The organism is Acinetobacter qingfengensis, from assembly GCF_008693185.1.
Taxonomy (GTDB): Bacteria; Pseudomonadota; Gammaproteobacteria; order Pseudomonadales; family Moraxellaceae; genus Acinetobacter; species Acinetobacter qingfengensis.
Genome location: NZ_VXKN01000002.1, coordinates 212,164 through 232,660, shown reverse-complemented (window position 1 = coordinate 232,660; position 20,497 = coordinate 212,164). Strand labels below are relative to the sequence as shown.

Below are 20,497 nucleotides of genomic sequence, written 5' to 3'. Positions count from 1 at the left end.
TTATGACTCATATTGCTTAAACGTTTTGCATATAACTGCCAATCTGAAGAGTAGACAGTTATATTCCGGGCTAGTGAGGAAAATGATGTTTTAACGCATTAATTAAAGCGACACGTTGTTCAGTTAGATATATGCCAATTTCACTGCCTTTAATTGTGGTTGGAATGGTTATTTTTGTGTCATGAATTTGTTGAGCAATTTGTTGTAATACAAGCATTTGTGGATAATCCTTATTTTCAAAATTTAGACGACCACGTGCATCACATAGACAAGCTTGGCTAAACCAGATGACGGTTTGTTGTTTGCGTAACACATCCAGATTTTTTAATAATTTCCAGATGGTACTGGCTTTTAGACTAAACAATTGATGACAAAGTAAGTGATATTCACAAACTTTAACTGCCAATTGCTGATATTCGGTAGGAACTTTTAAGCGCTTACATAAGGCTTTGACAGGTTCAATTCCTCGTTGTTCATGCATGATATGGCGAGGTAATACATCATCAGGGGTCAAGGCTTTACCCAAATCATGACAAAGTACAGCAAAACGAACAATTGGATCGAAATGATTCAGGCATGCCTGTTGCAATGACATCAGCGTGTGTACACCACAATCAATTTCAGGATGATATTCGGGACGCTGTGGAACACCAAATAATGCATCAACTTCCGGAAATAAAACCTCTAATGCTTTACAGTCACGTAGTACCTCAAAATAAATATCTGCTCGATCTTCACCGAGTGCCCGCACAGTTTCTTTCCAGATTCGTTCGGCACTTAAATGTTGTAATTCACCTGATTTGGCAATTTCAGTCATTAACTTTAAGGTTTCATCTGCAATCTGAAAGCCATAACGATGATAGCGTGCCGCAAAACGGGCGATACGCAATACGCGTAAAGGATCTTCAATAAATGCTTCAGAAACATGGCGTAAAATCCGTTGTTCAAGATCTTGCTGCCCACCATAAGGATCAATAATGTGTCCTTGTTCATCCATGGCCATGGCATTGATGGTTAGATCACGGCGATATAAGTCTTGTTCTAATGTAATTTCAGGAGATGTAAAAAAATCAAAACCCTGATAACCATGTCCATTTTTGCGTTCGGTACGCGCTAAAGCATATTCCTCTTTGCTATCTGGATGTAAAAAAACCGGAAAATCCTTGCCTACTGTCTGAAAGCCTTGCTGGATAAGCTGTTCGGGTGTTGCACCAACCACCACATAATCTCGTTCCAGAATTGGACGCTGTAATAGATGATCACGAACAGCACCACCAACTAAATAAATTTGCATAAAAAAAACCTCTATCTAAGTTAAAGATAGAGGCTTTTTTGAAATTTACAAGAAAAAGTTAAACATGCTCTTCCTGTTGAATTTCAGCTACAGTAAGTGCAGTCATATTGACTACACGACGTGTAGTCGCAGTTGGTGTTAAAATATGAACTGGTTTGGCCGATCCAAGTAGGATTGGGCCAATTGTGACATTATTTCCAGAAGTTGATTTTAACAGGTTGAAAGAAATATTGGCTGCATCAAGATTTGGCATAATCAACAAGTTTGCAGATCCTTTGAAACGTGAATTCGGGAAAGCAAAATGGCGAATGTTTTCATCCAGTGCTGAGTCACCATGCATTTCGCCTTCAACTTCAAGTTCAGGATGATTTTCCGACAATAGGCGATAGACTTCACGCATTTTTTGCGCACTGGCATCATCCGGATCACTACCAAAGCTGGAGTGTGAAAGTAATGCGATACGTGGTGTAATCCCAAAACGGCGCACTTCTTCGGCAGCCAGAACTGTCATCTCTGCTAGTTGCTCAGCTGTTGGGTTAGTGTTTACGTAAGTATCAGCAATAAATAAGTTGCGATCTTCAAGCATTAATGCATTTAGGGTGAAGAAAGTATTTTGACCGTCTTTTAAACCAATGATATTTTTTACAAAATCTAAATGCAGGTCATAGCTTGAATATGTACCGCATAACATACCGTCTGCATGACCAAATTTGACTAGCATTGCTGCAATTAATGTAGAGCGGCGGCGGGATTCACGTTGTGCATACTCAACAGTGACGCCTTTACGCTGCATTAAAGTGTAATATTCCTGCCAGAATTTTTCGTAATTCGGATTTTTTTCCTGATCAACGATTTCAATGTTAATACCATTATGTAGGCGTAATCCCAGTTGTCTGATATTTTCTTCAATGACTGCGGTACGACCAACCAGAATAGGTTTTGCCAGACCTTCATCAACAACAACTTGAGCAGCACGTAATACACGTACATCTTCACCTTCAGCATAGGCAATGCGTTTAGGATTGCTTTTTGCTTGGGCAAAAATTGGTTTCATAACAAAAGCTGAGTTATATACAAACTCGGATAAGCGCTGGCGGTATGTATTAAAGTCTTCGATTGGACGGGTTGCAACACCGGAGTCCATTGCGGCCTGTGCAATTGCCGGTGCAATTTCCAGAATCAGACGTTGATCAAGAGGGCGTGGAATCAGATAGTCACGACCAAATGCTGCGGATTTCTCTCCATAAGTTGAGGCATCTGCTTCAACGTGTGCCATACGAGCAATTGCATGAACGCAGGCAATTTTCATTTCTTCATTAATTGTGGTTGCACCAACATCTAGTGCGCCACGGAAGATATATGGAAAGCACAATGCATTATTAACCTGATTTGGATAGTCAGAACGACCTGTTGCCATAATAACGTCCGGACGAACTTCATGTGCATGTTCAGGCAAAATTTCCGGATCTGGATTGGCAAGGGCAAAGATGATTGGATCTTTGGCCATTTCCTTAACCATTTCTTTGGTTAGAATGCCAGCCGCAGACAAACCAAGAAACATATCTGCACCAGCAATCACTTCATGGAGTTTAGTTTCAGGAATATCCTGCATATAGCGTTTTTTTGACTCATCTAGACCCTGACGTGATGTGGTAATTAAGCCACGAGAGTCTGCAACGATGATGTTTTCTTTTTTTGCACCTAAAGCACATAATAAATCAAGACAGGATAATGCTGCTGCACCAGCACCTGATGCAATGATTTTAATTTGATCAATTTTCTTATTGACCAGTTGTAAAGCATTGAGCAATGCAGAACCTACAATGATACTGGTACCATGCTGATCGTCATGAAACACAGGAATATTCATGCGTTCACGTAATTTTTGTTCAATATAAAAACATTCTGGTGCCTTGATATCTTCCAGATTAATGCCACCAAAAGTTGGTTCTAATGCAGCAACAATATCGACAATTTTGTCTGGATCATTTTCGGCAATTTCGATGTCAAATACATCTACACCAGCAAATTTTTTGAAAAGAACCCCTTTACCTTCCATAACAGGCTTAGAAGCAAGTGGGCCAATATTTCCTAAACCAAGAACAGCAGTACCGTTACTGACAACAGCAACCAAATTGCCACGTGCAGTATATTTTGCAGCAAGTGAAGGATCTTTTTCTATTTCTAAACAAGGGACGGCCACACCAGGAGAATAGGCAAGTGCTAGGTCACGTTGGTTGACGAGTTGTTTGCTAGGAGTGACACTAATTTTACCTGGGCGGGGAAATTCATGGTAATGCAAAGCTTGTTGCTTTAAAGATTGATCGTCCATTTTACTCTCTATTACGTTTAGCACTTCAAAATAAAAAAGTTCGATAATTTATCGATGTTCCCAACTATATCACTAAGTCATGACAAGCAATAGTATATCGTAGAGGAAATGATATTTAATCCTGCTATATTAAAATCATGATGATTTATTATTTTTATGGTGGGGTAGATTATTATAAAATACTGGGATCATTTTGCACTAAATACAGGCAAAATGATCAGACAATACTATTCAAATTTTTTATTTCAGAATCTAATTTTAAGAAAGAATAAATTTTCAGTATGCTTCACTGACATAGAAGATTAAAAATACTTAAAGCAACAATGGGCGCTGTTTCAGTTCTTAATACACGACTGCCAATAGTCCATGATTGAAAATCGTATTGGTTGGCAGTGTGGATTTCTGTATCACTCAAACCACCTTCAGGTCCAATTAATACGGCAATATTTTGTGGTAAGGGTGTAGGAAGGCTGAATTTTTCCTGACTAAGCGCCATCACAAGTTTTAAATCGGCTTGATGTTGTTGTACCCATGTTTCCACTGCAAGTGGCGCAAGGATTTTCGGTATACGGTTCATGCCACATTGTTCGCATGCAGCAATGGCTATACCTTGCCAATGATCAAATTTTTTTTGATCACGATCATACTTCAATCGCATTTCACAGCGTTCGCTGGTGAGAAGCTGAATACTATGTACGCCCAGTTCAGTGGCTTTTTGAATGGCATAATCCATACGATCGCCCTTGCTCATGACCTGTCCAATGGTGACATTAACGGCAAGTGTACGGTCATCAGCAAAAAATTGTTCAATATAAACACTGGCATTTTTTTTGTTAATGTCGATCAGACGAACCAAATACTCACCCCCTTGTCCATTGAATAAGATGGCTTGATCATCAATTTTTCCACGTAAAACCCGACACCAATGATGGAAAACCGTTTCTGACAAGATGACGTGATCATGAATAGTAAGTGCAGCATCCATATAAAAACGGTTCATATTTATTTTCCTTATGCCAGATCAAGATCTTTGATCAGTTGGCGGGTTGGATAGGTATTATTCATGGTATAAAAATGCAAAGATGGTGCGCCCCCTGCAATCAGGCGTTCACAAAGTTTAATCACAATTTCATGACCAAAAGCCTGAATACTTTTGCTGTCATCACCATAGGCTTGTAATTGTTTACGAATCCAGCGTGGAATTTCTGCACCTGTACCATCTGCAAAGCGGATAAGGTTGCTGGCATTGGTAATCGGCATAATCCCTGGCGCAACAGGAATATCTACACCTGCTTTGTGGATACGCTCTATAAAATAAAAATAGGCATCTGGATTGAAGAAAAACTGGGTAATTGCGGCATTGGCACCAGCCTGAACTTTTTCTACAAAACGTTGAACATCCTGATCAAAATTTTCGGCTTGTGGATGCATCTCAGGATAGGCTGCCACTTCAATGTTGAAATGATCGCCGCTATGTTCACGAATAAAACGAACCAGATCCTGAGCATAAGGTAATTCTCCTAAACCGACTTGACCAGAAGGGAGATCACCACGTAATGCTACAAGACGATTCAGGCCTATGGATTGATAAAAATCCAGTAATTCGGCAATGCGCGATTTATCATCGCCGATACAGGACAAGTGCGGAGCAATTGGTGAACCTTTGCCATTAAAGTCTGTAATCGCAGCTAAAGTCCGTTCACGTGTAGAACCGCCAGCACCATAGGTAATTGAAAAAAAATCAGGATTTAACAGTTGTAATTCCTGATGAACCACACGTAATTTTTCTGCACCAATGTCAGTTTTCGGTGGAAAAAATTCAAATGAAAATGGAATAGATTTCGACATAACACATCCTTTTCGTTTATCTTTGTAAGTTGTTTCTTTCTTTTGAAGAAGCCGTTTCAAAATGATTAAATCCGTTGCGGAAATATATTCTTTATCCTGCTTAGTAAAGGCCGAAACATCCAATAAAATTAATTGGAAACTTCTTTCTTTACTAATAGGAATAGGAAAGATAAAAATCGCTTGTTGAAACAGTTTAAAAGATAAACTTAGTATTTATAAGCATCCGATTTAAATGGGCCTTCGACTGGAACACCTAAATAATCTGCTTGTTCCTGTGTTAACTGTGTTAATACACCGCCAAAACCGGCAACCATTGCCGCAGCAACTTCTTCATCCAGTTTTTTGGGTAATAATTCTACACGAATTTTGGCTGCTTTTTGATCCGCAGGAAGGTCAGCAAATTTCTCAGAGAATAGATACATTTGACCTAACACTTGATTGGCAAATGAACCATCCATGACACGGGAAGGGTGGCCTGTTGCATTACCTAGATTGACCAGACGACCTTCTGAAAGCAAAATTAAATAATCATTTTCATTTTCGGAGCGATAAACCTGATGGACTTGTGGCTTAACTTCTACCCATTTATAGTGACGAAGGTATGCTGTATCGATTTCTGTATCAAAGTGGCCAATATTACATACGACAGCACCAGCTTTTAGATTATCCAGCATGGCTGAGTCACACACATGATAATTACCCGTTGTGGTTACAATCAAGTCGGTGTTTTGTAGAAGCTCAAGATTGATGTCCTGTTTTTGACCAGTCTGGACACCATTTTTGTATGGAGAAACAACTTCATAACCATCCATACAAGCTTGCATTGCACAGATTGGATCTACCTCAGTGACACGAACAATCATGCCTTCCTGACGCAAAGATTGTGCAGAACCTTTCCCAACATCACCATAGCCAATAACCAGCGCACGGCGGCCTGACAATAGCATATCTGTGGCACGCTTAATTGCGTCATTAAGGGAATGACGGCAGCCATATTTATTATCATTTTTGGATTTTGTAACGGCATCATTAACATTGATTGCTGGTACTTTCAGTGTGCCGTCTTTCCACATATCAAACAGACGTGCGACCCCTGTTGTGGTTTCTTCAGTTACACCATGAATATGGTCGAGTAAATGGCTGTATTTTTCATGGACAAGTGCTGTTAAATCACCACCATCATCCAGAATCATGTTGGCATCCCACGGTTTGCCATCTTTATGAATTTGTTGCTCAAGACACCAATTGTATTCTTCTTCTGTTTCACCTTTCCATGCAAAAACCGGAATACCACTTGCGGCAATGGCTGCTGCTGCATGATCTTGAGTAGAGAAAATATTACATGATGTCCAGCGTACTTCTGCACCGAGTTCAACCAGTGTTTCAATTAATACGGCTGTTTGAATGGTCATGTGAATACAACCAAGAATTTTGGCACCTGCAAGTGGTTTGGATGCAGCATAACGGCGGCGTAAACCAATAAGTGCAGGCATTTCTGCTTCAGCAAGCTTGATTTCTTTACGGCCAAAATCGGCAAGGGAAATATCGGCAACTTTATAATCTGTAAATGAAGCAGTAACTGCGTTCATGGGGATCTCCTAAAATATTGAATGATCATTCTGTTCGCAGATGCCGTTGTTGGTCATTTGAATCGTTGACCGAATGGTCGAGCCTGGCGAATTTATATGTGAAATAAATTGTTGCAGCATCCCTCGACTAACGCCGTATTGTACTTGGAAATATGTCGAGTTCCAATTGTAATTTTTATATTATTGTGTGGAGTGAATGGATCCTTGAGCTATATATAATTGTTGCTTGGCTATTTCTTAGATCAAATCAAAGAAAGTTAATATGTTTTTAAATTTTGTGTATGATTCTTAGCAATTGTGGTGAAGAGCAAAGTTATGGCCTTGGATATTCCTGAAGCATTAGTCAATTTACCGGCAAATTGTGGTGTGTTTGCCGTCTGGATGGTGTTACATCATCATGGTATGAATATGGCCATTACTGAAATTGCCAAGCAATGCCAACATGATAGCCAAGATGGTACATTTACCATCGCTTTGGCAGTTGCATTAAAAAATCTTGGATTTGGTGTGAGCTTTTATACGGATGATGATCCTGATATTGGCGTGATGGAACGCAAAATCTATCATCAGGCTAAGCAATTAAATATTCCAGTTGCGGCTGCATTAAGCTATCAGCAAATTCAAAATGAAATTGCTCAGGGAAAATTGGTGATTGCCTATTATGATACGTTGGATGGAGAAGGAAATCAGTCCTTGATTTATGCAATTGATGATCAGCAAGTGTATTTCTTTGATAGTTTTGAACCAATGTCGGTAGAGTTATTTGTACAGCAACGCAAGGCAGATGGCATTTGTCAGCAAGTTATTGTGATTGATGATGTAAATGTACAAATTCATGCCACACAAATCAATTAATTTTAATAAAGTAAAGGGTGTTGATATATCAATACACCCTAAAATTTATACATGTTCATTTGTATAATATTTTGATTTTAAATAAAACTTAAACCATCAATTCTACATCGGAAGGTTTGAAAAGTTGAATCAAGTGCTGTTTAAATTTTGCAGGGACATCATCAAGCCGAATCTGGATTCTGCTGTAATCCACTTGATCAATGTTTTGTGGCCTAATTAAAATATGTAACTCATCAAATTTGAAGCTCACACGGTCAATCGCATTAGAAAACTCAAAATCATTATCATTGATAAGTAAACCAATTTCATTTTCATCTTGCATACGAGAGAGAATCACAAAATCGATTGGGTCAAATTCGTCATCAGACAAACCAATGGTATAGACATCATCTTCAATATAACAGCGAACGCAATGGGCGGTAAAAAACTTCATGATTGACTCAAATTGAAATGACACAAAATCATAACCCGAATAAAATGGTTTAAGCAAAATAAAAGCTGAAAAATAGCAAGCTGAAGTAAAGTATCTGATTGTTTTTCAGTAAATTAAGCTTATTTGTGCAGTCGGATGGCAAAGATGAAAAAAATTTAATTTGTAGAATATACCGAGTGACCTAAATATTTTTATTTTATAAATTGGAAAAATAATTTAGTCCTAAGCATAGGAGAAGAACTGATGCAATCGTATTTACTTGGTTTTCTTGGTGGTTTATTACTAGGTATTAGTACCATTGGATATTTATATACAGCAGGTCGTGTGGCGGGAGTTAGTGGATTACTGTCTCAGACTTTAAAGATAAATTCGTGGTTTAAATCCACAGCTTTCTGGTTTATTGCCGGATTAATTCTAATGCCATTATGTTTACAGATATTTATCGATATCCCCGTGCAAATTAATACGCCGCCGAGTTTATTGGTTGTGAGCGGTATTTTGGTGGGGATCGGAACCCGATTGGGATCAGGCTGTACCAGTGGACATGGTATTTGTGGTTTAAGCCGTTTGTCAAAACGCTCTATGGTCGCAGTTATTTGTTTTATGTTGAGTGCATTACTCACAGTGCAATTAAAACATATTTCCAATATATAACAGGTTATTGATCATGAAAAAAAATTTATTGGCTTTTCTTTTCGGTGGCTGTTTTGCATTAGGTTTATTGTTATCGGGTATGTCAAATCCGGCGATTGTTTTATCTTTTTTTGATATTTTTGGTCACTGGAATCCACAATTAATGTTTGTGATGGGCGGTGCTGTGTTGGTGGCATTTTTTCCTTTTCAGTGGGCGCTTAAGCAGCAGAGCTATACAATTTTTGCTGAAAAAATAATTTTACCAAATAAAACAAAAGTTGATAGTAAGTTGGTGATTGGTGCAATCATATTTGGTGTTGGGTGGGGATTATCAGGGATATGTCCTGCGCCAGGGTTAACCTTGATGGGATTATTGCAGCCGACTGTGTTGTATTTCGTTATTCCAATGCTGGTAACCATCTGGTGTTATGATCGTTTGCAATAAGGTTCAAGTGGGCAAAACCACCTGAACCTTGTTCCTATAAATACTTTAAAATCGCAATATGTTTGTTTTGATGCTTAAATCTGGAAAAACTTAGCATTAATGGATATAGCGCAAGGCATAGAATCAGACTAATCCACCATAGTGTACTCACGTGATCGACACCAAAATAACTGCCATGATTAATGCCGAATATAAATACAGCAAACACATATAATAGTTTTAGTACAAATAAATGCACAATATAAAAAAACATGGGTACAGAACCAAAGATAACCAATGGCTTAATCCATGATCGATTTTCTACTCGCTGTAATGCATACAATAAAATCAGGCCCAAACCACAATTCCATAAAATAAAATCAAGGGAAGGTGGGTATTTGGTTAAGTTAAAAAAGCTCATAAGTGTGAGAGAAAAATTGCTAAATACTTCTCTAGGCTGATCACCGTATAGATTAAGCATACGCAAGATCAAAAATAATCCTATACATCCCAAGCCAACACGATATAAAAATTGCATCTTGACTGCAAAGTTATCGGGGCGAGAGAAAACAGTTTTGCCTAATGCATAACCAAAACCGATTACACCAATCCAAGGTAATACCGGGTAACTGGTCCGCACTTTAAAATGTTCTGAAAATTCAATCCAGCCACGTTGATGCAAAATATTCCAGAGTGCCTGAAGGAATGCTGAATTTGGATATAACTGGTCAAAAACATTATGAAAAGCAATGATAAGGACTGAAATGATCCAGATCCACAAAATCGGTAAATGGATTAGAGCTGCTAATGCCAGCATACTGATCCCAATCGCCCAGATTACCTGCAAATATACAATTTCGGGTGGGAATTGCCCGGTCCATGCAAAATTAATAATAACCAATTCCAAAAAAATTAAAAATAAACCCCGTTTGATTAAAAATTCCCGTGTCATTTTTAAGCTTTGTACTTTGGATTGATACAGATATGCAGATATACCTGTCAGTAAAACAAAAACAGGTGCACATAAATGTGCCAGACTTCTGCTAAAAAACAGTGCAGGGTCGGTAGATTCGATTTGCATTGGATCAGGAACTTGATAATGCAAATAAAATGTTTCCCGAACATGATCGAGTAACATGATAATAATAACCAGACCACGAAGTGCATCAATGGCTAGAAGACGTGTAGACAAAGGGTTTTGCATAAATGAAATGTTATAAAGTAACTTTTTGCCTAATGTAACATATTTGTGATGAAAGTACTATGTTTCCGTCCATTGGGTTTTGATGCATCTAAAATTAGCTTGATATTGATCTGGGCTGGGTTAATAACCATTGCAAATGTTGATGAACGGCAGGCCATTCGTTTCTTAAAATACTATATACATGCGTATCCCTTAAAATATCGTTTTCTACAATTTGATGACTTCTCAAAACACCATCTAGCTTTGCACCTAAGCGTTGAATAGCAGCCTGACTTTTAAAATTAAACGATGAAGTTCTGAACTCAACTGCAATACAATCAAGGGTATCAAAAGCATGTGATAGCAGTAATTTTTTACATTCTGTATTGACTGGGGTACGTTGGGCGGTTTTTCTGTACCACGTTGAACCAATTTCAACACGCCGATGTACCGCTTCAATATTCATAAAGCTGGTCATACCAATTGCCTGGCCACTGTGTCGATCTTCTACGTAAAATGGCAACATTGCGCCTTGTTGTTGTAATTCAAGTCGCCTGCAAATTTCTGCTGTCATTTGATCCGGTTCAGGGATTCTGGTATACCAGAGCTTCCATAATTCGCCATCACATACTGCATTTTGGAGTGCTTTGCATTGTGACAATTCGAGTGGTTTTAAAATAACATGTTCACCGTTTAATACGACCGGTTTAATCCATTTGTTCATGTTCATCTCTCTGTTAGATTAGGTATTTTTATCGGGAATAACCTGCATTGCTTGTGCTATGACACGATGTCCACTGGCATTTAAGGCATGTGCTGCACCTGCGATATCCCGATGTTCCTTATTCTGGCTAAGTTTTGATTTTCCTTCGATTCGGGTGATTTCAATTTCTATGCCAACAATTAATTTCAACATGCTGTCAATGTAGTCTTTGGGTGCATCTGTCATTTTCCATGCGACGGGTTGTGATGCTTCATGTGTGCGGGTGAGCCGGGCAACCACACCTCGTACATAGCGTTCGTCATCATGAATGGTAATTTTTCCATACGCATGTGCAACCATATAATTCCAGCTTGGAACCTGTTGATGAGATTTCTGTTTGCTTGGATACCATTGTGGAGAAATATAAGCATCACCAGCTGTAAAGATGATCAAGACCTCATCTCCATGGTTAAGTGCCTGCCAAACTGGGTTATTTCTGGCAACATGACCATGTAATGTACCGAAATCACCTTCATCACAATGCAATTCAAAAGGTAAGTGATTGGCATCTAAACCTTGACTGCCATGTGTAATTAAAACACCAAATGGATGTGACATGATCAGTTGATGCAGTGTGTTTAGATCTGTTTCTGCGAAATGTGCTGGTATGTACATGACTAAAATCCTGTTAATAAATTCTCTTGATTGTATGTTCTATGGTGATGAATTTTCCCGCTATACTGGATTATTAAGAAGTACCAGTTTTAATTTTTTTAGATAGACCAGAATTATGGCAAGAACTACACAGATTGTTGATTTACCCTTTATTAACAAGGTGGATCAATCTGCCGGACATATTCGCATACAGCTGATACGTTTGATACGTGAAGCAGTCTATGAGGGACAATTGCATGGTGGCGATGTTTTGCCTTCGTCCAGAGTATTGGCGAAAATGCTTGGTATTGCCAGAGCGACAGTGATTGAAGCCTATGAACAATTGCTGGCAGAAGGTATTTTGGTATCGTATGCGGGTAAAGGTACTTATATTTCGCAGAGTTTAACAACGACAGGAATGGAGCAACATTCCACTAGTCAAAATAACACGATTCCTTTGAGTTCATCGGCAGTTGCATATGCAAATATCTTAAAAGAATTTAAACCTTTGCCTGCTGCACCGTTTGCAGTATCTGTGCCTGTCAATCGTACTCAACCTCAGGATATCTGGCGAAAATTTGGTAATCGTTATCGTGCCAAAGGTGCAGGTATGCCTTCAGGTTATCAAGACCCTCAGGGTGTAAACCAATTAAGGGAAGTGATTGCGGATTATGTCCGAAAATCCCGTTCAGTGCAGTGTGATGCAGAACAAATTATTATCACTAATGGTATCCAGCAAGCCCTTTATATTTGTAGTCAAATTCTGTTTGAACATCAGGATCAAGTCTGGGTTGAAGACCCTGCATATCGTGGTACAACAGCCAGTTTGCAGTATAGTCCGCACAAAATCCAGATGATTCATGTTCCTGTCGATGAAGAAGGCATTCAGGTAGACCAAGGTATTCAACTGGCCAGTCGGGCACGGGCAGCGTTTGTTACACCATCACATCAATATCCGCTTGGCATGCCAATGAGTCTGGCAAGGCGTCATGCACTACTGGCATGGGCAAAACAGCAAAATGCATGGATTATTGAAGATGATTATGACAGTGAGTTCCGTTACAGTGGTCAGCCTTTTCCCGCCTTACAAGGTCTTGATCCTGAACGGGTAATTTATTTAGGTACGTTTAGTAAAGTGCTTTTTCCTTCGCTTCGATTGGGTTATGCCATTGTTCCAAAGCAATTGGTTGCCCCCTTTTGCGGTTTAAGGACATTGATGGAGCGATATCTACCTACCGCAGATCAATATGTTTTGGCAGAATTTATTCGGCAAGGATATCTGGAACGTCATATTCGACGCATTCGTAATGTGTATGCCGAAAAACGCCGACAATTGATTGAGATCATACATTCTACAATTCCAGTTGAATTTGCTTGGTTACAACCCGGAGATCAGGGCATGCACATGGTGTTATGGCTGGCAAATGGAATAAATGACATTGAAATTGCCAAAGCGGCACTGGCGCAAAATATAGCACTGAAAGCCGTTTCTACGACATTTTCAGCAGATCGCCAGCGTTCAGGTTTGATTATTGGGCTGGGTGATTTTGATCGGCAGGACATGCAGCAAGCAATCGACACGATCAAATGTCTTTTGCTAGTGGCATGTAAATCATAACTAATAATATAAAGCATTTAAAATATTCAAACTTCGTTTTGTAAAAAACAAAATCAAGTAAATTTATTGCAGATTTATTCTAAAAATAATGTCAGGTAGTCATTTTAATATACTAAAATCTTTAGATTGATCGTATTTAAAATGATATCTAATATGCATTAAAAAATTGCGAGATATATTCTAATCTCGCAAAAATTAAATATTGATGAAAACTAATTAAATATTGCTTGCGCAGCAGAAAGTTTTTCCTGATAGGGTGCTCGCATATTTAAATTTGATTCGCCCGAGTCATTTTGTATTACCACTGCTTTGGCATGACTAAAACGTCGGAAACCATGAATACCATGATAAGCACCAATTCCGGATGCTCCTACGCCGCCAAAAGGTAAATTTTCAATAAATACATGACTCATGACATCATTGATGACCAATGCACCTGAAGTCGTGTTGGTGGCAAAGTGTTGTTGAGCCGTTGTATTTTCTGAAAAGTAATAAGCAGCCAACGGGCGAGGGCGCGCGTTGATATAGTTGATGGCCTCATCAATTGAGTCATAGGTTTTGATGGGTAATAATGGCCCAAAAATTTCTTCTTGCATAATTAGCATGTCATCATGAACATTAAGGATTAATGTTGGAGCAATTTTATGGCGAACAGGATCAGCAATGATACCTTCTGGATTTAGCGTGATGATATTTGCACCTTTGGCTTGGGCATCATTGATAAGATTTAATAATCGCTGAAAATGCCGCTCATTAATGATAGAAGTATAATCCTCATTATCAAAATAACTTGGAAAAATACTTTGGGTAAATGATTGCGCATATTCAACAAAAGTAGTTTCTTGCGTTTGCGGTAGCAGCAAATAGTCAGGCGAAATACAGATTTGACCAGCATTAAAAGTTTTGATGGTAAAAATTCGCTCAACAGCCGTATTTAAATCAAAATCATCAGTAATAACCACTGGTGATTTTCCACCTAATTCAAGTGTGACAGGCACTAAGTTTTCTGCTGCTGCACGCATCACATGGCGTCCAACATTGGTACTACCAGTAAAAATTAGATGATCAAATGGCAAAGCGCTAAATGCAGCACCAACTTCTGCATCTCCTGTGATGACTTGTAATTCTGTATCATCAAAATATTGTGGAACAAGTTTTGCTAATATTTCACTGGTTTTTGGCGTAAGTTCAGAAGGTTTAAGTAAAGCACGATTGCCGGCAGAAAATACACTGGCAAGGGGACAAAATGCTAGATTTAAAGGGAAATTCCATGGACTGATAATCCCTACAACACCTAAGGGCTGATATTGGATTTCAGTTTTCATGCCATCAAATGGGTTATCTACAGTTTCAGATTTTATCCATTTTTCCAGATGATTTTGTGCGTCATTTATCGCACTTACTGATGCTAGAATATCCGAGGCCAGGCTTTGATAAGCACTACGATGACCAAAATCCTGATTGATTGCATCAAGTAAAGCATCTTTATTTTCAAGTAGTAGATTCTTACTACGCTCTAATCGGTCATGTCGAATTTTTATATCAGGAATACCTTGTTGAATATGGGCTTGACGTAGTTTTTCAACAATCTGATTTAGTTCACTTTTACTCATTGTAAATGTCCTTGTAGAATCCATTAAGATTACTGTGAAAAGATACAGTATTTTCCTTTGATTAGTGTAGAGAGTGAAAGTATCGGTACTTCATAAATAAAAATCATAAATATAGGAATTAAATAATATCAAATGATCATGATGTTTGTGATTTTATCTGATTGATAAATGCTCATAGTGGTTATTTATCATTATTTTGTTGTGTTTTGTGTATTATTTTTTTAGAAGTTATTGTAGGATAAATGGTTAATATATTTTTAATAATAAGAATAAATGATAAAATAATCAATATTTTATTTGGGTGATTAAATTTATTTTTAAAGTAAAAAAGATTTTAATGTTGCTTATAGTATTGTTATCTAAATTTTCGATAATATGTTGCGAAATTAACAAGCAACATATTGATATAAAATTTATACTGTTTAGTGGATATGATAGATATTAAAATAAACGACTCAAAATATCATAAAAGTACAAAAATGTTTACTAAATCTCATTCTAAAATTGTTCTAAAGTTACGAGTAGAAATGATTACTATAAATTGTAAATACACTGTTGAATAACATGGTCAAGATGAATGCTATTCGCATCCAGATTATCCCATTTAATCATCTGTTTCGTTAACCAAATAAAATCTTCCGCTTTAGGTTGAGCATGATTTTCTACAAAGTTCTGAATAATATGTTGGATACGGTAGTATTCAAAAACATGCTGATGTTCAGAACATTCAAATTGAATGATTTCATACTCCTGTAACATTTTCCAAACTTGTGCATAATTTTGTAATGATTTCAATTCATGTTGAGCCATTTGAATGGCTTGAGTCAGTGCCCGTAAGGTATTTGGATGTTCATCAGCCCATTCTGCTGTCACAGCCAACACTTTGTCTGCAACATTTGGGATAATTTCCTGACTAGATGCGATGATTTGGCTATGACCACAAATATTTCCCTGAATATTCCAAGGCTCTCCAACACAAAATCCATCAATGGCATGTTGTGATAGGGCTTGTACCATATATGGTGGTGGTAAGGCGGTAAATTTGATTTGATGTGCTAGATCATGATCTGCTTTTGCGAGCCATTCCCTTAAACAGTAGTGATGAATGGAGTGCTTAAAGACATGAGAAAACAAAATATGGTGTCCAGCATGAATGGCCTGAACAATTTTATGTGCATTTGATTTGGCATCTGCTGTGGTGATGTCAAATTTAAAGCATAATGTTTGACTCAAACTGATATAGGCACGATTCTGACTAAGGATAAGTGGTGTCTGTAAGGGAATACCAATTTGATCACTGCCACTGGCTGCTGCGGGTAGCATGGCTGATAGGCAATGTGCTGCATCTAATAAACCAAAAGCCAGTCGATCTCTTAAACTTGCCCAAGATGCTTCTTTTGCAAGTTTAACGTCAAGCCCTTGTTGTTCAAAATAGCCTTGGTGCTTAGCCCAGAGGATGGCTATGCAATCAAGTAGAGGAATATAGCCTAACTCCAGTGTGGTTTTTTCTAATTTCATCATTTATTCGTCCTTAATCTGATGGTTTAATAATTCCTGAGCATCAAGTAATCTTCTGGCCATTTCACCGAGAGTCATACGATGGCTCATTGAACTTTTACGCAGCAATTGAAATGCTGCATCTTCAGATAGCTGATGAAGCTGCATCAGTAAAACTTTGGCCTTTTCAATATCTTTACGATCAGCAAGTTTAGTTTTAGTTTCTTTAAGGTCTTTTTCTAGTTTTTTGTGTTTTTTAAACTGTTCAATTGAAATTTCTAAAATAGTTTCTAATTTTTCGGGCTCAATTCCATCAACAATGTATGCAGTGACACCAGCATCAATTGCATTTTTGATGGTAGTCTTCTGGCTATTTTTGGTAAATAAAACCGTGGGTAAATCAAACTGGTTGACGCAGTTTTCAATAATATCCCGATGTGGATTATCCATATCAAGTAAAATCACATCTGCATTAAGTTTTTCTAGTCGAAAGACATTTAAATAATCAAGTGTCAAGCAGGCAACGACATCAAAGCCATTATCTGTTAGCGATTCCTGAATGATGTGAATACGGTTTTCATCATCATCAATGAGTACAATTTTAAGCTTTGGCATAAAGTGGCTAAACTTGTGATCTGAAACGGAAATATGATGATCTGATTTTGTCCGGAACATCTATAAGCAAAATTTATACCATAAAATATATAAATTTACTTGCTAATTTTATGATGATGTATTGAATTAAACAAAAATAACACCGGTTGGGAAAATAGATTGTTGAATTGTTTTATGACTAAAATTATTTTTGGTATGAAATTTGCTTAATAATATTGAGTCAATGATGACTTTAAATATATAACTGTAACGGTCAAAGGCGCCCGTTCTGAAAATGGCAACAAGTACAACTTGTTGATTGTAAATTCAGTTCCGGAGAATGCCAATGTCTGTAGATCTATCTGCAAAACAAGCCACTTCAATTGACTTATTCAAATTCTCTTTTTTTGCCATGCACAATTTTCAACTGCGATGGCTGATCTTTGCTGTCTGTATCTTTTTTAAATATAGATTTCAGCGAATTTATGTCGATTTATTCCAATCAAAAAATCTATCAACACCAATGTCTGTATGGTGTTTTTATGCTGTTTTGAAGATATTCAGAATTGACCATTTTTGTTTCGAATTAAAAAAAATAGGTTCGGTCGTAAAGGTATTGATGCGAATGAAACACGCTGTCACTGAACCTCATCTTTTGGCTTAATATTTTTGGAGAAAAAAATGAAAATTGTTGTTATTGGTCATGGCATGGTAGGCCACAAATTTTTGGAAAGTGTACTGGAATTAGCCAACGATGATATTGAAATTACTCTGATTGCCGAAGAACCATGTCTCGCTTATGATCGGGTACATTTGACTGAATATTTTTCAGGGAAGTCTGCCAAGGATTTGTCCCTTGCCCGTGCGGATTTCGCTGAGGCGTATGGGATAGCGCTACATTTAAATACACAAGCCATTGCGATTGATCGTGAAGCAAAAATTGTCACTACTAAAACCGGTCAAAATATTGCCTATGATAAGCTGATTCTGGCGACGGGATCTTATGCATTTGTGCCTCCTATACCTGGAAATAATCGACATCATTGTTTTGTTTATCGTACCCTTGAAGATTTGGATATGATTCGTGCTGCAAGTTTACAGGCAAAAATTGGGACTGTAATTGGTGGGGGATTATTGGGTCTGGAAGCGGCCAAAGCACTGACAGATCTGAATCTTAAAACGCATGTTGTTGAATTTGCGCCGCGGTTAATGGCTGTGCAGATTGATGATTTGGGTGGAAAAGTACTACGTAAAAAAATTGAAGATCTCGGTGTAGAAGTGCATACCCAGACTGCCACAACAAGCATCGAACCAAGTGTGAATCATACCAATATTATGAAGTTTGCAGATGGTAGTGAGTTGGAAACAGATCTTATTGTTTTTTCTGCAGGAATTCGCCCAAGGGATGAGTTGGCAAGACAATGTGGTCTGAATCTTGGCGAGCGTGGCGGTATTGTGATTAATGATTATTGTCAGACTTCGGATCAAGATATTTATGCCATTGGTGAATGTGCATTATGGCAAGGAAAAATTTATGGTCTAGTTGCACCAGGCTACGATATGGCACGTATTGCTGCCAAACATTTGATGCAGGAAGAAACATCATGTTTTGCTGGGGCAGACATGAGTACCAAGCTGAAATTAATGGGTGTAGATGTTGCCTCAATTGGTGATGCTCATGCCTTACATGACAACGCGGTTAGTTACTTTTACAATGATGAAAATCGTCAAATTTATAAAAAGATTGTGATTGATAAAGTGCATAACAAACTATTAGGTGCAGTATTGATTGGTGATGCTAGTGAATATAGCCAACTTTTACAAATGATGCTTAATGGTATGGATTTGCCGGAAAACCCAGACAGCTTGATTGTGCCACAATATGGTGGCAGTACTGTGAAAGCCGGCGGCGGTACAGGCGTGGATTTATTACCTGATACAGCGATAATCTGTTCTTGTAATAATGTATCCAAAGCAGATCTGTGTGAAGCGATTGCAGCAGGTTCCACTTCATTGGGTGCACTAAAAAAATGCACCAAAGCTGCCACTGCGTGTGGTGGATGTGCACCATTAGTGACACAAGTATTAAAAGCTGAATTACAGCGTCAAGGTGTTACGGTAAATAATCATCTGTGTGAACATTTTGCTTATTCACGTCAGGAGTTATATCACTTAATTCGTGTTAACAATATTCATTCATTTGATGCGTTGATAGCGAAATATGGTCATGGTATTGGATGTGAAATCTGCAAACCTACGGTGGCCAATATTCTGGCATCTTGCTGGAACGATTTTATCCTGAAAAAAGATCATGCGGGTTTACAGGATAGTAATGATTATTTTTTGGGAAATATTCAAAAAGACGGCTCATATTCTGTGGTACCACGAATGGCAGGTGGTGAAGTTACACCAGATGGATTGATAGCTGTGGGACAAATTGCTAAAAAATATAGTTTGTATACCAAAATTACTGGTGGTCAGCGTGTAGATATGTTTGGAGCGCAAGTAGATCAGTTACCCTTCATTTGGGAAGAACTAATTGCAGCAGGTTTTGAAACAGGTCATGCCTACGGCAAATCATTAAGAACTGTAAAGTCGTGTGTTGGCTCGACATGGTGTCGATACGGTGTTGACGATTCTGTTGGTTTGGCCATTTTTCTGGAAAATCGTTATAAGGGATTACGCTCTCCGCACAAGCTTAAAATGGCAGTTTCAGGCTGTACTCGTGAATGTGCCGAAGCACAGGGTAAAGATGTTGGCATTATTGCTACAGAGAAAGGCTGGAATTTATACGTATGCGGTAATGGTGGTATGAAACCACGGCATGCTGAATTGCTTGCTTCTGATCTGGATACTACCACGCTAATCCGTTATATCGATCGTTTCTTTATGTTTTATATCCAGACTGCTGATCGCCTGCAACGTACCAGTGTTTGGCGCGATAATCTGGAAGGTGGTATGGATTATCTCAAAGATGTCATCATCAATGATCGTCTGGAAATTGCAATAGAACTAGAGCAAAACATGGCACATATTGTTGAAACGTATCAGGATGAATGGAAAACTGCCGTTACAGATCCACAAGTCCGTGCCCGCTTTCAGACTTTCATTAATTCACAACAAACTGATCCACATATTCAATTTGCACAGGAACGTGGGCAAATTCGCCCATTAACAGCGGCGGAACGTGATGAAAAACGTATACCGATGACCAGTGTTTAAAGCAA

Annotated in this window: 17 protein-coding genes; 5 read left to right on the top strand and 12 right to left on the bottom strand. The window is 38.2% G+C overall.

Translation table 11 applies throughout. The annotated features are described in order from the left end of the window. Positions 1 to 70 precede the first annotated feature (70 nt). The 5 genes from F4V57_RS03565 to ahcY all read right to left on the bottom strand — a co-directional run bounded on the left by F4V57_RS03565 (position 71) and on the right by ahcY (position 7,063). Entirely contained in the window at positions 71 to 1,294 is a 1,224-nt protein-coding gene (locus tag F4V57_RS03565; protein ID WP_070069687.1) for a multifunctional CCA addition/repair protein, read from the bottom strand. A 58-nt stretch (positions 1,295 to 1,352) separates the two neighbouring features. Then, positions 1,353 to 3,626 (bottom strand): NADP-dependent malic enzyme, encoded by a 2,274-nt coding sequence (locus tag F4V57_RS03560; protein WP_070069686.1) that lies wholly within the window; start codon positions 3,624 to 3,626, stop codon positions 1,353 to 1,355. A 286-nt stretch (positions 3,627 to 3,912) separates the two neighbouring features. After that, positions 3,913 to 4,626 carry a 16S rRNA (uracil(1498)-N(3))-methyltransferase gene (locus F4V57_RS03555; RefSeq protein WP_070069685.1) on the bottom strand — a complete coding sequence of 238 codons (714 nt, stop codon included), beginning with the start codon at positions 4,624 to 4,626 and terminating at the stop codon, positions 3,913 to 3,915. A gap of 11 nt (positions 4,627 to 4,637) precedes the next feature. Next, positions 4,638 to 5,474 carry a methylenetetrahydrofolate reductase [NAD(P)H] gene (gene metF, locus F4V57_RS03550; RefSeq protein WP_070069684.1) on the bottom strand — a complete coding sequence of 279 codons (837 nt, stop codon included), beginning with the start codon at positions 5,472 to 5,474 and terminating at the stop codon, positions 4,638 to 4,640. A 206-nt stretch (positions 5,475 to 5,680) separates the two neighbouring features. Next, positions 5,681 to 7,063, bottom strand: a complete 1,383-nt coding sequence (gene ahcY, locus F4V57_RS03545; RefSeq protein ID WP_070069683.1) for an adenosylhomocysteinase — start codon at positions 7,061 to 7,063, stop codon at positions 5,681 to 5,683. A 315-nt stretch (positions 7,064 to 7,378) separates the two neighbouring features. On the opposite strand from ahcY, the gene F4V57_RS03540 reads away from it, so the two are divergent. Next, entirely contained in the window at positions 7,379 to 7,918 is a 540-nt protein-coding gene (locus F4V57_RS03540; RefSeq protein WP_070069682.1) for a cysteine peptidase family C39 domain-containing protein, read from the top strand. An 88-nt stretch (positions 7,919 to 8,006) separates the two neighbouring features. Here the strand turns inward: F4V57_RS03540 and F4V57_RS03535 are convergent, their stop codons facing one another. Continuing rightward, a complete protein-coding gene (locus F4V57_RS03535; RefSeq protein ID WP_070069681.1) occupies positions 8,007 to 8,351 on the bottom strand; it encodes a hypothetical protein in 345 nt (114 codons plus the stop codon). Positions 8,352 to 8,594: 243 nt separating this feature from the next. Here F4V57_RS03535 and F4V57_RS03530 point away from each other — a divergent pair, with 243 nt between their 5' ends. Beyond that, positions 8,595 to 9,005 carry a YeeE/YedE family protein gene (locus F4V57_RS03530; RefSeq protein WP_070069680.1) on the top strand — a complete coding sequence of 137 codons (411 nt, stop codon included), beginning with the start codon at positions 8,595 to 8,597 and terminating at the stop codon, positions 9,003 to 9,005. Positions 9,006 to 9,018: 13 nt separating this feature from the next. Next, positions 9,019 to 9,429 carry a DUF6691 family protein gene (locus tag F4V57_RS03525; protein WP_070069679.1) on the top strand — a complete coding sequence of 137 codons (411 nt, stop codon included), beginning with the start codon at positions 9,019 to 9,021 and terminating at the stop codon, positions 9,427 to 9,429. Between the two features lie 34 nt (positions 9,430 to 9,463). Here F4V57_RS03525 and F4V57_RS03520 read toward each other — a convergent pair whose 3' ends face one another. The 3 genes from F4V57_RS03520 to F4V57_RS03510 form a co-directional block, all read right to left on the bottom strand. Then, positions 9,464 to 10,612, bottom strand: a complete 1,149-nt coding sequence (locus tag F4V57_RS03520; protein ID WP_070069678.1) for a DUF1624 domain-containing protein — start codon at positions 10,610 to 10,612, stop codon at positions 9,464 to 9,466. Between the two features lie 94 nt (positions 10,613 to 10,706). Then, the gene (locus F4V57_RS03515; protein ID WP_070069677.1) at positions 10,707 to 11,315 is read right to left on the bottom strand and encodes a GNAT family N-acetyltransferase; all 609 of its coding nucleotides are present in this window, start codon (positions 11,313 to 11,315) and stop codon (positions 10,707 to 10,709) included. 18 nt (positions 11,316 to 11,333) lie between these two features. Further along, entirely contained in the window at positions 11,334 to 11,969 is a 636-nt protein-coding gene (locus tag F4V57_RS03510; protein WP_070069676.1) for an FMN-binding negative transcriptional regulator, read from the bottom strand. Positions 11,970 to 12,084: 115 nt separating this feature from the next. On the opposite strand from F4V57_RS03510, the gene pdxR reads away from it, so the two are divergent. Then, positions 12,085 to 13,566 (top strand): MocR-like pyridoxine biosynthesis transcription factor PdxR, encoded by a 1,482-nt coding sequence (pdxR, locus tag F4V57_RS03505; RefSeq protein WP_070069675.1) that lies wholly within the window; start codon positions 12,085 to 12,087, stop codon positions 13,564 to 13,566. A gap of 212 nt (positions 13,567 to 13,778) precedes the next feature. On the opposite strand, the gene F4V57_RS03500 is transcribed toward pdxR, so the two are convergent. The 3 genes from F4V57_RS03500 to F4V57_RS03490 all read right to left on the bottom strand — a co-directional run bounded on the left by F4V57_RS03500 (position 13,779) and on the right by F4V57_RS03490 (position 17,291). Then, on the bottom strand, positions 13,779 to 15,179 hold the full coding sequence (locus F4V57_RS03500; protein ID WP_070069674.1) for a coniferyl aldehyde dehydrogenase: 1,401 nt from the start codon (positions 15,177 to 15,179) through the stop codon (positions 13,779 to 13,781). A gap of 534 nt (positions 15,180 to 15,713) precedes the next feature. Beyond that, positions 15,714 to 16,700: an ABC transporter substrate-binding protein gene (locus F4V57_RS03495; protein WP_070069673.1), complete on the bottom strand. Its 987-nt coding sequence runs from the start codon at positions 16,698 to 16,700 to the stop codon at positions 15,714 to 15,716. After that, entirely contained in the window at positions 16,701 to 17,291 is a 591-nt protein-coding gene (locus F4V57_RS03490; RefSeq protein ID WP_070069672.1) for an ANTAR domain-containing response regulator, read from the bottom strand. It abuts the gene before it with no gap. Between the two features lie 660 nt (positions 17,292 to 17,951). On the opposite strand from F4V57_RS03490, the gene nirB reads away from it, so the two are divergent. Then, the gene (nirB, locus tag F4V57_RS03485) at positions 17,952 to 20,492 is read left to right on the top strand and encodes a nitrite reductase large subunit NirB (RefSeq protein WP_070069670.1); all 2,541 of its coding nucleotides are present in this window, start codon (positions 17,952 to 17,954) and stop codon (positions 20,490 to 20,492) included. The last annotated feature ends 5 nt before the right edge of the window (positions 20,493 to 20,497 follow it).

Bases quoted from the DNA above. Each gene is read 5' to 3' on its own strand.
- F4V57_RS03560 (WP_070069686.1), bottom strand. From the start codon at position 3,626: ATGGACGATCAATCTTTAAAGCAACAAGCTTTGCATTACCATGAATTT.
- F4V57_RS03515 (WP_070069677.1), bottom strand. From the start codon at position 11,315: ATGAACAAATGGATTAAACCGGTCGTATTAAACGGTGAACATGTTATT.
- F4V57_RS03525 (WP_070069679.1), top strand. From the start codon at position 9,019: ATGAAAAAAAATTTATTGGCTTTTCTTTTCGGTGGCTGTTTTGCATTA.
- F4V57_RS03490 (WP_070069672.1), bottom strand. From the start codon at position 17,291: ATGCCAAAGCTTAAAATTGTACTCATTGATGATGATGAAAACCGTATT.
- metF (WP_070069684.1), bottom strand. From the start codon at position 5,474: ATGTCGAAATCTATTCCATTTTCATTTGAATTTTTTCCACCGAAAACT.
- nirB (WP_070069670.1), top strand. From the start codon at position 17,952: ATGAAAATTGTTGTTATTGGTCATGGCATGGTAGGCCACAAATTTTTG.
- F4V57_RS03540 (WP_070069682.1), top strand. From the start codon at position 7,379: ATGGCCTTGGATATTCCTGAAGCATTAGTCAATTTACCGGCAAATTGT.
- F4V57_RS03530 (WP_070069680.1), top strand. From the start codon at position 8,595: ATGCAATCGTATTTACTTGGTTTTCTTGGTGGTTTATTACTAGGTATT.
- F4V57_RS03520 (WP_070069678.1), bottom strand. From the start codon at position 10,612: ATGCAAAACCCTTTGTCTACACGTCTTCTAGCCATTGATGCACTTCGT.
- pdxR (WP_070069675.1), top strand. From the start codon at position 12,085: ATGGCAAGAACTACACAGATTGTTGATTTACCCTTTATTAACAAGGTG.
- F4V57_RS03555 (WP_070069685.1), bottom strand. From the start codon at position 4,626: ATGAACCGTTTTTATATGGATGCTGCACTTACTATTCATGATCACGTC.
- F4V57_RS03500 (WP_070069674.1), bottom strand. From the start codon at position 15,179: ATGAGTAAAAGTGAACTAAATCAGATTGTTGAAAAACTACGTCAAGCC.
- F4V57_RS03535 (WP_070069681.1), bottom strand. From the start codon at position 8,351: ATGAAGTTTTTTACCGCCCATTGCGTTCGCTGTTATATTGAAGATGAT.
- ahcY (WP_070069683.1), bottom strand. From the start codon at position 7,063: ATGAACGCAGTTACTGCTTCATTTACAGATTATAAAGTTGCCGATATT.
- F4V57_RS03495 (WP_070069673.1), bottom strand. From the start codon at position 16,700: ATGATGAAATTAGAAAAAACCACACTGGAGTTAGGCTATATTCCTCTA.
- F4V57_RS03565 (WP_070069687.1), bottom strand. From the start codon at position 1,294: ATGCAAATTTATTTAGTTGGTGGTGCTGTTCGTGATCATCTATTACAG.
- F4V57_RS03510 (WP_070069676.1), bottom strand. From the start codon at position 11,969: ATGTACATACCAGCACATTTCGCAGAAACAGATCTAAACACACTGCAT.